The sequence below is a fragment of the Mesoplasma coleopterae genome (assembly GCF_002804245.1).
GTDB lineage: Bacteria > Bacillota_I > Bacilli_A > Mycoplasmatales > Mycoplasmataceae > Mesoplasma > Mesoplasma coleopterae.
Window position 1 is genome coordinate 684817 of sequence record NZ_CP024968.1, and the last position, 14266, is coordinate 699082.

General features: G+C 26.8%; 11 protein-coding genes and 1 riboswitch. Of the genes, 1 reads left to right on the forward strand and 10 read right to left on the reverse strand.

Annotated features, from left to right (window positions below):
• Position 1: 1 nt before the first annotated feature.
• Positions 2-256 (reverse strand): hypothetical protein, encoded by a 255-nt coding sequence (locus MCOLE_RS03130; protein WP_100671357.1) that lies wholly within the window; start codon positions 254-256, stop codon positions 2-4.
• Positions 256-756 carry a hypothetical protein gene (locus MCOLE_RS03135; protein WP_100671359.1) on the reverse strand — a complete coding sequence of 167 codons (501 nt, stop codon included), beginning with the start codon at positions 754-756 and terminating at the stop codon, positions 256-258. Before MCOLE_RS03135 ends, MCOLE_RS03130 begins: the two co-directional genes overlap by 1 nt.
• 98 nt (positions 757-854) lie before the next feature.
• Positions 855-971, forward strand: a riboswitch (FMN riboswitch).
• An 89-nt stretch (positions 972-1060) separates the two neighbouring features.
• Between MCOLE_RS03135 and MCOLE_RS03140 the strand changes: the two genes are divergently transcribed.
• Complete coding sequence (locus tag MCOLE_RS03140) at positions 1061-1747, forward strand: ECF transporter S component (protein WP_100671361.1); 687 nt, start codon at positions 1061-1063, stop codon at positions 1745-1747.
• A 44-nt stretch (positions 1748-1791) separates the two neighbouring features.
• Here the strand turns inward: MCOLE_RS03140 and MCOLE_RS03145 are convergent, their stop codons facing one another.
• The 8 genes from MCOLE_RS03145 to thiI form a co-directional block, all read right to left on the reverse strand.
• Positions 1792-3006 carry a phosphoglycerate kinase gene (locus MCOLE_RS03145; protein ID WP_100671363.1) on the reverse strand — a complete coding sequence of 405 codons (1215 nt, stop codon included), beginning with the start codon at positions 3004-3006 and terminating at the stop codon, positions 1792-1794.
• 114 nt (positions 3007-3120) lie between these two features.
• Positions 3121-4134, reverse strand: coding sequence for a type I glyceraldehyde-3-phosphate dehydrogenase (gene gap / locus MCOLE_RS03150; protein ID WP_099651424.1), 1014 nt, complete (start codon positions 4132-4134; stop codon positions 3121-3123).
• Between the two features lie 91 nt (positions 4135-4225).
• Positions 4226-5161, reverse strand: coding sequence for an AAA family ATPase (locus MCOLE_RS03155; RefSeq protein ID WP_100671364.1), 936 nt, complete (start codon positions 5159-5161; stop codon positions 4226-4228).
• Between the two features lie 7 nt (positions 5162-5168).
• Positions 5169-6365, reverse strand: a complete 1197-nt coding sequence (locus MCOLE_RS03160; RefSeq protein ID WP_100671366.1) for a DnaD domain protein — start codon at positions 6363-6365, stop codon at positions 5169-5171.
• 168 nt (positions 6366-6533) lie between these two features.
• Positions 6534-7361, reverse strand: coding sequence for a DNA-formamidopyrimidine glycosylase (gene mutM, locus MCOLE_RS03165; protein ID WP_100671368.1), 828 nt, complete (start codon positions 7359-7361; stop codon positions 6534-6536).
• 14 nt (positions 7362-7375) lie between these two features.
• Complete coding sequence (gene polA / locus MCOLE_RS03170) at positions 7376-10063, reverse strand: DNA polymerase I (protein WP_100671370.1); 2688 nt, start codon at positions 10061-10063, stop codon at positions 7376-7378.
• 15 nt (positions 10064-10078) lie between these two features.
• Positions 10079-13057, reverse strand: a complete 2979-nt coding sequence (locus MCOLE_RS03175) for a DNA polymerase III subunit alpha (RefSeq protein WP_100671372.1) — start codon at positions 13055-13057, stop codon at positions 10079-10081.
• Positions 13057-14259: a tRNA uracil 4-sulfurtransferase ThiI gene (gene thiI / locus MCOLE_RS03180; RefSeq protein ID WP_100671374.1), complete on the reverse strand. Its 1203-nt coding sequence runs from the start codon at positions 14257-14259 to the stop codon at positions 13057-13059. Before thiI ends, MCOLE_RS03175 begins: the two co-directional genes overlap by 1 nt.
• Positions 14260-14266: the final 7 nt, after the last annotated feature.

A 14266-nucleotide genomic window follows, 5' to 3' on the forward strand; every position in this document is an offset into this window, starting at 1 on the left:
TTTATCTTCAAACATAAACCAAAATGTTTGCTGGTTTACCACAACCACAAATACCACAATTTTCTTTTTCTTCTTTTAGTTCAACTTTAGCATTTAAATATCCACTTCATCCATCTTGAATTGATTTTGTTACATTTTCACCTTTTTCAAAAGCCATTAAAATTGTATAACCTTTATTTAATTTATCATTTACTTCTTCTATGTTAATTTTAGTCATGTCTAAAACTTCAATTACTTTATCTGCGTTATTTTTCACTATTTTAACTCCTCTTTAGCTTTTTTAAAAGCAGCATCATAAATAAGTTTAGCTTCTTCATCAATATAGTCATTGGCATGTTGTCCGTCTTTAACAAAAGATAATGAATAAAAATATCCTACTGTAATAAATAAGATTGCTCCTGCTGTTAATATGCCAGCAAATACAAGTTCAGTAATTCCTTTAGATTTTTTAGCTAAATCTATAATTTGTTCACCAGTTTTTCAATTGTAACTTTTGTAGTCAAAAATATTAATAATGCCCGGAATAAATAAAGAACACGCAATTATAAAACAAAGTAAAGCTAAAATCGCTCATGGTCAGTATTTTTTATTTAATGTTTTGAAACATCCCATATGACTAGTATATATTCTTGCACCAGTTGTTACAAAACCTATGTTTGAATTATTAGGTGTGTAAACTGCACCACTTGAAATTTGACCGCTTCTACTCAATTGATATGGTTTTATAGACTGCTTACAATAATTACAATTTTTCATTTTTTTATTTCTCCTGTATCTTATTATATTTTATAACTTTAGTTTTCTTTTATTATTATATAAAACAAAAAAAGTTATTATTTTATATAATAAGAATATAACATTTTCGGGGCAAGGTGTAATTCCTTACCGATGGTAATAGTCCATGAACCTTAACAGGTTGATTCAGTGAAATTCTGAAACCGACGGTATAGTCCGGATGGTAGAAAATGTCAGCAGAAGATAAACATTTTTTGTTTACTTTTTTTGCTGTCCGCCTCGCTTGTTAAATAAGCGATTTTTTTATTGCATGGAGGTAAAACTAGTGAATAAAAAGTATAAAATATGAAATTATAAATATGATTTTGCAGAAATAAATTTTAAAAACTGAAAAGAAGTTTTTAGTGATACTTTTAGACTTAATATAAGAAAAGTTGCACTTCTTTCAATGTTATTTGCTTTTGAAATTTTAATGACAATTATTTCTAAAATAATAATGGGTATAGCTATACCAATGATTGTTGGTGTTTATACAATTGAAATATCTTTTTTCGTAATATTAATTATTTATTTATGTTCAAACTATTTATATGCATCCATTTTATCTATTAGTGCCATCTGATTTAGGTTATTGCTTGGTAGCGAACCAATTGGTTTACTTTCAATGATGATTTCTGATATGGTATTCTTAACGATCTTTGCAATAGTTTTGTTTTTCCTTAAAAAACTTATTCTTTTGAGATTTGAATTTAAAAATCAGATTAGAGTGTTTGCATATTTGATATGCGTAGCTGGCTTTATTTCAATGCTTGTATCTGGTTTTATTTCTATGCTATGTAATGACTCTTTCATATTTAATATGTATTACTTGTCTGACAATGATAGTGGATATTGAAATATGCTTTTATGAGTTGGGTTTGGAGTTACATTAGCTAAATATGTGATTAATATAATATTATTTATTTCTACAATTAAGATTCTTTTCATTTTAATTAAACAATCAAGAGCATAAAAAAATCAGACTTTTGAAAAGTCTGATTTTGTTTATTAAGTTAATTATTTGTTTTGAATTGCAGCAATTCCAGGTAATTCTTTACCTTCCATGTATTCTAATGAAGCTCCACCACCAGTAGAAATTCATGAGAATTCATCTTTAAATCCTAATTTAATTGCAGCCGCAGCTGAGTCTCCTCCACCAATTAAAGTGAATCCTCCATCAGCTTTACGTTTTGCAGCGGCTTCACAAACAGCAACGGTACCAGCTTTGAAGTTTTCAAATTCACTAACTCCCATTGGTCCATTTCAAACAACAGTTTTTGCGTTTGCTAATTCTTTTTCGTACATTTCAATAGTTTTAGGTCCTATATCTAACCCCATCATTCCTGCTGGAACATTTTCTCCACATAATGTTGGAGCAACATCAGCATATTCAGGTGCACATAAACTATCAACTGGTAACATAATTTTTCCATTAGCTTTTTCTAAGTATTCTTTTGCTAATTCAACTTTATCAGCTTCTAATAAAGAGTTTCCAATTTCCAATCCCATTGCTTTGTGGAATGTATAAGTCATACCTCCACCAATTAAGATTTTGTCAACTTTACTTAACAAGTTGTCAATAACACCAATTTTATCAGAAACTTTAGCTCCTCCTAAAATTGCAACGAAAGGTCTTTCTGGTGCATCAATTCCTTTTCCCAACATTTCGATTTCGTTTTGTACTAAGAAACCTAATGCTGATTCAGATATGTTTGAAGCAATACCTACGTTTGAAGCATGAGCACGGTGTGCTGTACCAAATGCATCATTAATAAATACGTCTCCAAGACTTGCTCAGTATTTTCCTAATTCTGGATCGTTTTTTGATTCAGCTTTTACAACTTCACCATTCTTAACATCTTCAAAACGAGTGTTTTCAAATAATAAAACTTGTTTTTCATTTAAAACGCTTATAGCTGATTCTAACTCAGTTCCTCTTGTTTGGTTAACAAAGATTACTGATTGACCTAAAACCTCTTCTAATCTTTTTGCTACTGGAGCTAATGATTTAGTTTTTTTATCATCTTCACTTTTAATTCTTGATAAGTGTGAAAATAAAATAACTTTTGCATCATTTTCAACCAAATATTTAATAGTTGGTAATGCAGCTTGAATACGGTTGTCATCAGTAATAACTCCATCTTTTAATGGAACATTAAAATCAACACGAACTAAAACTTTTTTTCCTTTTACATTAATATCTTTTAATGTTTTTTTCAAATTGTAATTCATTCCATTCTCCTCTTTTTTCTTTACAATATATATTTTAACTCTTTTATCTAAATTATTAAAATTAATAAGAAAAAAAATACCCTAAAGGGTATTTAAATTTAATAATTCTTAGAATTATAATCCCATGAAGTAAATTGTTGTTCTTACTAATTGTGAAACGTATGATGATTCATTGTCATATCATGCACAAACAGTAACTAATTGTTCACCATCAACTTCAGTAATTTTTGTTAATGTTGCATCAAAGATTGAACCGAATGATGATCCGATTGTATCTCCTGAAACGATTTGTTGTGTATTAAATTTAATTGCTTTTGATAATTCAGCATCAGCTTTAATAGCTGCCTCAACAGTTGCGTTGATTTCTTCAACAGTTGTTTTTTTGCTTAATTGTAAAGTAACGTCTGTAATTGATCCTGTAATTGTTGGAACACGTAATGCGTATCCATCTAATTTACCTTTTAGGTTTGGTAATACTAATGAAACTGCTTTAGCTGCTCCAGTTGTTGAAGGAACAATGTTTCATGCTGCTGCACGCCCTCTTCTTAAATCACCATGAGGTAAGTCTAATAATTTTTGGTCATTTGTTACAGCATGAACAGTAACCATTTTTCCTTTAACAATTCCAAATTTTTCATCCATAATTTTAGCAACTGGTGATAAACAGTTTGTTGTACATGAAGCTCCTGAAATAATTACGTCTTCTGCAGATAAGTTTTTGTGGTTTACACCATAAACGATTGTTTTCATTTCCCCTGTAGCAGGTGCTGAAATAATAACTTTTTTTGCTCCAGCTGTTAAGTGTGCTGATGCTTTTTCTTTATCTGTGTAGAATCCTGTTGATTCGATTACTAAATCAATACCTAATTCACCTCATGGTAAATCAGCAGCATTTCTTTCAGCAAAGATTTTGATTTCTTTTCCATCAACAATAATTGAGTTATCTGTGTATGAAATTTTTCCTTCTTGGAATTTTCCTTGTGCTGAGTCAAATTCTAATAAGTAAGCTAATGTTTTTGTATCTGTTAAATCGTTAACAGCAACGATTTCAACTCCTTGGTTGAATAATTGTCTAAATGTTAAACGTCCGATTCTTCCGAATCCGTTAATTGCAACTTTTTTTGACATATATTTTATCCTCTCTTGTAATATCTATACATTAATAATTTTACACTCTTAAACAAAAAAGAACAATTTTTTCAAAAAATCTTTGAAAAAATTATGTTCTTTTTGAGTGTTTTCCATTTAGTGTAGCAAATGTTGTTAATGTTGTTATTCTTTCTTTAAGTCTTGCAACTTTCATAAGCTCTATTTCTTTGTTATTTTTATTAATATTATAAATTTTATCTAGTTCATATAAAGTGAAGTTTGAAGAAATAAAAGTAAGTTTTTTTCTATTCATTCTGTAATTTAAAATGATATATCATAAATTGTCTCTAGTTCAACTTGATACCATTTCACCAGCAAAATCGTCGATAAATAAAATGTCTGCTTTTTTCATTTGATTAATGTATGGAATAGAAGAAACTGAGTTTTTACTAAATTGTTCTTTGCATTTCTCAATAATATCAGGTGCTGTACAAAAGAAAACTTTTGCATCTCTTTTGGCTGCTTCGTTTGCTAATGTTTTAAAAATAGTTGTTTTTCCTATACCAGGATTTCCATAAAGATAAACGCCTTTTATATTTTTTCTTTCAAGGTTATTTTTGTCTTCAATATAGTTCACAATCAACTTTCCTGAATTTTCAATTAACAGTTTTCTTTCCTCAATTTCTTCATCATTGAAAAAATTTTCTGTTCTTAAATCCTCCAAATAATTTTTAACTGTTTTTGGGAATTGATCAACACTAAAATCTTTATAAATATAATTATTTTTAATTGCTTGGTTTTTATTTTCATATAGAAAGTGGGCACATGGTGATGAGCTTAAATAAAAATTAGAGTTTTTAAAAGTTAGATTTAATTGTCTTCCTCTTATTCTTTGTTTACATTCTTTCAATGGACCACTTATACATTCGGTATAGTCAGATACGAATTCAAATAAAATAATAAAATTTTGTTTTAAAACTTCATCAGTTATTTCATAGACGTCACTTTTACTATTTTCAATTAACTTAGCAATAACTTTATTATCTTTAAAAATTTGAATATCCATATTTGACCTACCATTCTATATCTATGTTTTTTTCCATTACAAATTCATTTATAGGCTGTTTTCTTCCATAAATAGAATTTTCATTATCTTTTATAGCTGCACTTTGTTCGTGTTTTTTACTTACATTTTTTAAGTACATATAAAGTTCTTTTGTTGTTGATATTTGTTTTGCTTTTAAACTTTCAACTATTTTTACAACATAGTTATAAATGAATTTTTTATCGTTTTTTAAATAAGAATAACTAATTAAACAATTCAATATACCATCTGTTAAATTATATTTTAGTTTAAGTGAACTAATTATGTCAACTACATTTTGATTAGCTTCTACTCCCATACATTCATTGTAAAAATTTATTCATTCAGTAGAATTAAAACTATTAATAATGTTTATATCATCATCAGTTAAATCTGAGCTAGATGTTTTTTTAATAATTTCTCTCGATATAGCATTAAATTCTTTATTTAAAGAAATTCAGTCTATTTCATTAGAAATTTTTTTGTAATGATTAATTAATAATTCGGCTATAAATTCAATTGTAAATTCTTTTTTTATTAATAATGCATCCAAATTAGATTTGACGCTTTCATTAAAATCTATAAGTACTCCTTTTCTTACTAATAGACCTTTTAGATCTGATAAATTTAACATTTCATCACAAATGTAAACATCTTTTTTAGCAGTCTCAACTGCTTGTTCGATATCAATAAAATCAAATTCGCTTTCATCATTTGTTTCAAATGAATCATCTATCTCATAATCTAAATCATCTATGTTAAATTCTCTATTTTTAAATTGTAAGTGTGCCAATTCAAAATTCTCTTCTCCTACTTTTTTTAGCAACCATGCTCTTGTTGCATCATTTTCAAAAAATTGCTTTGGAGACAGTGGTAAATTTAAAACAATTGCCATATTTCCGCTTTTTTTAGATTTAAAACATTTAATTAGTTTTAACTTTGTCAATTTTCCTAAATTTTTCTTCAATTGTTTTTCTGATGAAGAAGTTATTAATGCCATTCTTTCTAAAGTGAATGGTGATGAATTAAGTTTTTTACTTCAGTTACTTTCTAATATTAAAGTATTGTAAAGACCAATTGCTGAAGCCCCAATGATAGGTTGGTATAGGTTATATAAAACTTCATGATCAATTTTTGATAATTCTTTAGATCAGTGAATTAAATATTTACGATTTAAAATGTTCATACTAATACCCCCTTGTTGCAAATACAAATATAAATATAAAATAAATAAAATAAAATTATTTAATATTTTTTATAGATATTTTAAATAAATTTTGTTGTGTTTATAACCATAAAAAAAACCTATGTTAAACATAGATTTATTTTAAGTTTTCCACATTCCCACAAAAAGTTAGTGTTGACAAATTTTACAAAAGTACGTTCCACGTCCAGCTACTTGTTTTTTTACAATTTTAGACCCACACTCATAACATTCTTCATCTTTTCTTAAATGCACTTTTAATTCATTTTGAAATTGTCCTATTTCTCCGTCCCCAGACTTGTAACTATGAATAGAAGTTCCCTTCAAGTTAATGGCTCTTTCTAAAATTTGATTTGAAGCTTTTAATATTTTATTAATTTCTTTATCAGACAATGATTTAGTGATTCTTTCTGGATGAATATTAGCTGCAAATAAAATTTCGTTTGCATATATATTACCAATTCCACATAAAACACTTTGGTCAAGAATAAAAGCTTTTATCAATGAATTTGACTTAGCTGCTTTATCTTTTAAATATTGAAAAGAAGGTTTACTGTTTAACGGTTCTGGACCTAGTTTCTCCATCCCGCTTAATTCAAGGTAATCATCTTTTTTCCAAATTTCAATTGTTCCAAATTTCCTTGAATCATAGTATTTTAAATATTCACCATTAGACAATTCAAACTGTAATCTTAGATGGTTCTTATTATAAACATCAATTTCTTTAGGTGAAACACTTCATTTTCCTTCCATTCTTAAGTGACTTATCATCATTCAATCTTTGAATTCAAACATAAGGTATTTACCATAGTTTAAAACCCTTAATATTTTTTGATTAGATACTTCTTTTTTAAATTCATTAACTTCATTTCTTCAAATCATTTTTTCAAAAAAACATTCAGTATTTAAGATTGAAAGATTTGCAACTTTCTTATTTAGAAAAACTGCAACCGTTCTGACTTCTGGTAGTTCAGGCATCTAAATCACTCCTTTTATTTTAATTCAAATCAATTATTACCTTTTGATTTATTAACTTCAAGTTTTATTACAATTTCATCTGCTGTTTTGCCAACCATAACAGCTAGTTTTTTAAATGCATTTTTCATGCATTCTTCAATTATTTCATTTGCTAACTTTTCTTCATTTTCAAATATTTCAAAAATAATTTCATCGTGAATTTGAGCAACCATAAAACTATTTAAATTATTATTTTTAAACTGCTCAAATATATCAACCATAGCAACTTTTAGTATATCTGCTGCTGTACCTTGAATTGGCATATTAACAGCTATTCTATTTCCAAAATTTTTAACCAAGAAGTTAGTTGATGTTAACTCATTTACTATTCTTCTTCTATTTGCATAAGTTTCAGCATATCCTTTTACAGTTGCCTCATTTACTAAATTATTTTTATACATCATAAGTTTTGGAAACGAATTATAGTAATCTTCTATAAACTTTTTAGCTTCTTGAATACTTATTTTTAAATCGTTACTTAAACCAAAATCACTTAAACCATAAATTATTCCAAAGTTAAATACTTTGGCAATTCTTCTTTGATCACTAGTTATAACATCTTCTTGTCCTAAATCAAATATTTTTCTAGCCGCTTCAGCATGTACATCTCTATCATTTTTAAAAATATCTAACAAAGTGTCTTCTTCACCTAGTTGTGCTAAAACTCTTAATTCTATTTGTGAATAATCAAAACTATAAAACGTTGTATCATTGTTAGAAATAAATATTTTACGCGCTTCTTTTTGCAGTTCATCTTTAACAGAAATATTTTGAATATTTGGTTCTGATGAAGATAACCTTCCTGTATTTGTTAAGGTTTGATTAAATATTGTGTGAACTTTGTTATCCTTAAAAATAAATTTTTCAAATCCTCTTAGGTAAGTTGAATAAAGTTTATTTAATTTTCTGTGTTCTAACAATAGTTGAACAACTGGATGCAGATGAACAATTTTTTCTAGTGCTTCTCTGTCAGTACTTTGTTTTTTATTTGAAGGTAAACCTATTTGATCAAATAGTAATTCTTTAATTTGTTTTGGAGAACTAAAATTAAAATCATAACTTATTTGGTCTTGTAAAATAATTCTCATTTTTTCTTCTAATTCTTCAATAAGAGATAAAGTTCTAGCTGTTTGCTTATCAAGTTCTAACTTATCAATTAGAATACCTTTTTGTTCCATCTCAAAAAGAACTTTAACTAATGGTAATTCAATTTTTTCATATAAATCAAACTGATTTTCTTCTTTCAATTTATTTAATATTGGTTTATAAGTAGTCTTTAACATTTCTAATTTACTAATAATAAAATCAGCCTTTGTTGAAACTTCAATTTCTTTATTTTGTTTTGCGCCTTTTCCATAAATCATTTCGTCTTCTTCAATAAATAATTCAGTTTCAATAATGTTTACTAAATTTTGAATTCTAGATGTGATATTAGGATTTAGAACATATGAAGCAACCATTGCATCATATACAAAACTATCATAATTGAAATCGATATTATTATTTTTTAAAAGTGTTGCTGTTTTTTTAATATCATATGTTGCTTTTTTAAAATTTAATTCTGAAAAAAAGTTTTGAAGTTCGTTGTCATTTTTGAATTTATTTAAATAGAAAAAACCTTTTTCATTAGAAATTGCTATTCCTAATATTTCACCCTTATGATAGTTTTCTTCTATTGATTCAACATAAACAAAGTTGATTTCAGATGCATATTCATTATTTCACTTTTCTAATTGTTTGTATAAGGTTTTTTCTTTTGGTAAATTTGCCTCAAATTTATTAATTATTCCAACTCTACTTGAAAGTCTTTTAACTAAAGAAATCATTTCATATTTTTCTAAAAAGTTTATAAGACCGTTAAGATTTACATTAATTGGTTCAAATTTTAAATCTTCAATTTCTACTTCACAATTTATAGTTGCTATTTCTTTACATAAAAATGCTGATTCTTTTCCATTAATTAGTTTTTCTTTTAACTTGCCTGTAATAGATTCAATATTTTCGTATATGCCTTCAACAGTTTTATATTCCTTTAATAATTTAATTGCTGTTTTTTCACCAACACCTTCAACACCTTTTAAATTATCTGAAGGATCTCCCATAAGCCCTTTTAAATCAACAACATTTGCCGGAGCAACCTCTCATTTTTCTAAAAGTTCATTTGTACCAAATAATTCTAAATTGGATGTTCCTGTTTTAGGCAATAATATTTTTGTTTTATCAGTAATTAATTGAAACATATCTTTATCACTTGTCAAAATTTCTACTTCAAAATCTTCACAATGATTTTCAATTATTTTAGACATTGTACCTATTAAGTCATCCGCCTCATAATTTTCTTTTTCTCATCATGAAATGTTTGCTGAATCTAAAAATTCTCTAACTATTTGAAATTGGGGAATTAAATCTTCGGGAGTTGCTGATCTACCTGCTTTGTAATTTTCTAATTTATCATGTCTGAAAGTTTTCTTTGATTTATCGAATGCAACTTTAACATCAAAATAATCTCTATCACTTATTAAACTTGTCAGCATATTTGCAAAAGAATAAATAGCATTTGTTGGTATCCCATTGCTTGTTTTTAAAATTGGTCCTGCATAAGCACTCGCATAGTATGCTCTAAACAATAATGAGTTTCCGTCTACTAATAATATTTTTTTCATAATTCCCTCTTTCAATTAAATTGGTTTAACTATATTTTCTAGTATTCCTGTAATTTTATTTTTATATTTTTGTGTTTTGATTTTTAGTACATAATTTTTATTTACCACTAAATCATATTGTAGATTTTCAAAGTTAGAAGCAAAGACTGTTAAGTCAATTGTTTCAGTATCATCAAAGACAGTAACAAAAGCCATATTATTCTGATTCTTATCTTTAATAATTCTAATACTTGAAACTTGACCTATTATATTTACATCAAACATATTTTCAACTAATTTATTAATATCAGTCGGCTTAAAATATGCATTTTCATTTTTCAATTTTGTTATTGGGTTAGCTGAAATGTAAAAACCAAAAACTTCTTTTTCATAATTTGATTCCATTTCTTCATTTAATTGTTCTTCAAATAAATTTTCAATTTTTGTTTGTTTCTCTAAAGGCAGATTTTCATTGAAAGCCATCATTGCACTAAAAATAAAATCTTTATTTGCTACCATTGTTGATTTAGTATATCCAAAACAATCAAAACTTCCAGCTTTTGCCAACAACGTATAATTTGACTCATTAAGGCCCTTATTTTTCATATAAAAGAAAAAGCTATTTAAATCATTAAATAAATCCTCGTGTTCATCAACAACATTGTTTAAAGTTGTTATAAAATCTCTACCAATTCCTTTTATTAAAGTTAGTGGCATATAGATTCTATTTTCAGAACTTGTATATACTGATTTAATTCTAGTTTTTTCAAACTTATTATAAGGTGGCTTAACAGATGGTTTTATAACTTCAATTCCAAAATGTTTTACTTCTTTAATATATTTGCTTGTTTTACTTGGATTACCCATAACTCCATTTAATAAAGCTGTGTAAAATTCTGCAGGGTAGTGAGCTTTAAATCATGCTAATCAATAACCTATGTAAGAATAAGCTATAGCATGTGATTTGTTAAATCCATATTTAGCAAACTGCTCAATTCAATTTCAAATTGCTGATGCCTTTTCCTCTGAATAATTATTTTTAATTGCATTAGAAATAAACTCATCTTTAACACTTATCATATAGTCAATTTGTTTTTTACCCATAGCTCTTCTAACTATGTCAGCTTTACCTAATGAAAAATTACCTACTAATTGAAGAATTTGCATTACTTGTTCTTGATAAACAATAACACCATAAGTTGGCAACAATATTTTAGCTAAACTTTTGTCTACCAAACTTACTCTTCTATTATTTTTATTATTTATATACTCAGGTATCATTTCTTGAGGACCTGGTCTATATAAAGATGATGCAGCAGCTATATCATTTATGTTATTAACTTTCATGTCAATAATTAAATTAGTCATCCCTTGAGATTCTAATTGGAAAATACCTGTAGTATTTCCTTCTCTTAAGATTTTAAAAGTTTTAGCATCATTCAAATCTATTTTTGAAAGACTAAAATCTTTTTTATGATTAGTTTTAATTAAATCTAAAATTTCTTTTATTGTTGTTAGATTTCTTAATCCTAATAAGTCCATTTTAATCAAACCTATTTCCTCAAGATAGTTCATATCAAATTGTGTTTGATAAATACCATTTAAACCTTGTCTGATAGGCAGCACAGTTCTTAGATCAACATCACTAATGATTATTCCGGCTGCATGAGTTCCTGTTTGTCTTGGGCAACCAATTAATTTTTCAACTAATTTAAATATGGGTATAAATTCCTCTTTTTCACTATATTCTTTAATTAATTTTTGCGTTTTTAATATTTCTTCAAATGCTAAATAATCTTCTGTTAATGACTTAGTTATAAGGTTAACTAATTCCATATCAATTTGATAAACCCTACACGCATCTCTAAAAGCAGATTTGAATGCAATTGTTTGATATGTAACAATAGTTGCTACATTATATCTACCGTATTTTTCAAATAAATATTCAATAACTTCGTCTCTTCGATTATCTTGAAAGTCGATATCTATATCAGGCATTGTAATACGTTCTGGATTTAAAAATCTTTCAAAAAGTAAATTGTATTCAATTGGATCAACTGTAGTAATACGTAATAAAAATGAAACTAAACTTCCTGCTGCACTTCCTCTACCCGGGCCTACAATAATGTCATTTCTTCTAGCATAAGCAACATAATCATGCACAATTAAAAAATAATCAGCAAAACCTGTTTTTTCAATAACATTTAATTCTGTGTTTAATCTCTCAATATACTCATTTGGAATATCAGAATTTTTAATATTTCTAAAATAATGATTTAAACCAGCTAAACATTTTTGTTTTAGGTATGAAAAGCTTGGCATGTTATCTGGAGCAATGAATTTAGCCATATGCTTTTCATTACTATCAAAAATATCTAGTTCAACACTATCACAAATATATTTTCCAACATTTTCTGTTTCTGGGAATACTTCAAGTATTTCATCAGAAAAAGGATAAGATTCATTTATTTTATATAAATCATTTGCTTCGTTAATTGTTATTCCGTTTTTTAAAGCAAAAAGACCTCTATAATGCTCTTTGTCATCATCAGAGATATATCTTACTGTATTAAAAAATATGTTTTTTTCATTTGTATTAAGAATTTCAGCATCATTAAAAAAATCATTTTTATCATCAACATTAGTAACTAAAATAATATTTTTATCTATGCATTCTTTAAGCAGATCATAAATTTTGTCATCACTCAATTTAACTTCATCGTTAAGCTGAGAAGAAATTAAACAAATATGTCCATATCCCTTTTTATTTTTTGGAATAAGAGTAATTATTTTTTTATCATCTAGCTCTATTGACAAACCAATTATTGGTTTAATATTTTCCTTCGAAGCCTTTTTGAAAAATTCAGCTACCCCATACATAGTCTTATTTTCGCAGTAAAATAAATATTCAAGTCCTTCTTTTTTAGCAAAAGAAATATAATCATTAATTTTAATTAATGATTCTTGAAAATTATATACACTACGTACGTTTATTAGGGGTATAAAATTTGACATTAATCCTCCTTGTTAGTTTCTTCAGTAAAATTTCCATTATGGAAAACAAATTTTTGAATTTTATTTTCAATTGTGTAATCTAATAATTCATTTCATAAAATAGCATTTTCTTGGTTTTCTGCCATTCATCTTTTTGGCTTTGTTACAGGCTGTTTTGGAACAAATAATGAACAAGCATCATCAAATGGTAAAATTGATGTTTCATAAGATTTAATGAATTTTGAGATTGCTATTATTTCTTCTTTATCATATGTAAGAACTGGTCTTAAGATTGGTAAATCACTTGTTGAGTTAATTACATCAATACTTTGAATAGTTTGAGAAGCAACTTGCCCTAAACTTTCTCCAGTAATTAAAGCTTCTTGCCCATTAGCTTTAGCTAATATATTAGCTATGCGCATGAACATTCTTCTCATGATTGTTATTTTGTAACTTTCTTCTGGCATGTGTTGTAATTCTTGTAATAACATAGAAAAATCACATACATAAAGGTTAAATTTTTTTGAATTATACTTTGATAAAATTTTAGCTAGTTCAAAAACTTTATCCAATGCTTCAGGAGAAGTATGAGGTGGTGTCATGAAATGAATAAAGTCAACATGCATTCCTCTTTTCATTGTTAGGAAAGAAGCAACAGGTGAATCGATTCCACCGCTTAATAATGAAAGTCCTTTCCCACTAACCCCGACAGGTAATCCTTTTAAGCCTTCAATTCTTTTTGAGAAAATTTGAATTCCATCTTTTTTAACTAATACTTCAATTTTTAAGTCTGGGTTGTGAACATCAACTATAAGGTTATCGACAGCTTTCAATACCATTGGTGCTAAGGCTAATTTTAAATCAGCACTTGTCATTGGAAAACTTTTATCTTTTCTTGTGATTTCTAATTTGAATCTTTTATATTCTGAATTTTTTGCGATTTCAATTACTTTTTCAGCAATTTTGTCTAAGTCTTTTTCACATTTTTCAATTACTGATAATGAATATATACCAAAAACTGTTTTTAATTCTTCCAAGACATCATCAAGAATATCATTTTCAACATCAATGACTAATGAGTTGTTGTCTTTAATGAATTTTATTTTTGATTGATCAAATTTTTTTAATTTAAATTTTATATTATCTAAAAGTTTGCTAATAAACACATGTTTATTATTTCCTTTTAAAGTTAATTCGCCATATCTTACTAATATACTTTTCATTTTTCCC